Genomic DNA, 1,012 nt, shown 5'->3' with positions numbered 1-1,012 from the left:
AATATTGTAATATCATATTATTGTATATTTGTACTTCCAAATAATGCAAAATGATAGCTAGATTACAACAAACTGAAATTGATTCTTATCTTTTTAAAGGAAAAGCCATCCTTGTTTTTGGTGCGCGTCAAGTTGGAAAAACCTCATTAATTAGAAATACGTGTAAAAACAATTCCTTTTTGTGGCTCAATGGCGACGAACCCGATACACAACTTTTATTAGAAAATATTACTAGCGATAGATTAAGAGCAATTGTTGGCGAGAACAAAATTCTTGTAATTGACGAAGCCCAAATGATTCACAACATTGGATTATTGATAAAACGAACCGTTGATAATCATCCTGAAATTCAAATTATTGCTTCGGGAAGTAGTGCATTTGAACTTGCAGATAAGACCAAAGAAAGTATGGTTGGTAGAAAAGAAGAGCTGCAGCTTTTCCCTTTTAGTTATAAAGAAATGGTGAACCATACCAATTTTATAGAAGAGACGCGTTTAGTTCCGCATCGATTGGTTTTTGGTTATTATCCCGAAGTTGTAAATAATTTAGGGAAAGAAGAGAAAATTCTTAACGATTTAGTTGATGGGTTTTTATACAAAGATATTTTGAATTTAGAAGGAATTAAAAAATCTGGTACTTTGCAACGTTTAGTTCAAATGCTAGCACATCGAATTGGAAGCGAAATAAACTACGCTTCTGTAGGTAATGATTTAGGCATAAACCGATTAACTGTTGAAAAATACATCGATATATTAGAAAAGAATTTTATTGTTTTTAGCTTAAATGCTTTTAGCAAAAATCAAGATAACGAAATTAGAAAAGGCAGAAAAGTTTATTTTTGGGATAACGGATTGCGCAATAGAATTATAAAAAACTTTACTCCAATTGAGCTTCGAGATGATATTGGTGCCTTGTGGGAAAATTTCATTATTAGTGAAAGAAAAAAGAAATTATCTTATGAAAATCAGTACAAAGACACTTTCTTTTGGCGCAATACACAACAAGCTGAAAT

At 31.3% G+C, this 1,012-nt stretch carries 1 protein-coding gene; it reads left to right on the top strand.

Annotated features, from left to right (window positions below):
* Nucleotides 1–50: 50 nt before the first annotated feature.
* A partial coding sequence (locus tag DIU01_RS05845; RefSeq protein ID WP_290832415.1) for an ATP-binding protein occupies nt 51–1,012 on the top strand: 962 nt, incomplete at its 3' end.

This window comes from Flavobacterium sp. (genome assembly GCF_003525665.1).
Lineage (GTDB): Bacteria > Bacteroidota > Bacteroidia > Flavobacteriales > Flavobacteriaceae > Flavobacterium.
Note: the sequence above shows the minus strand (reverse complement) of the source record. Positions and strands in the feature narration are given on the sequence as shown.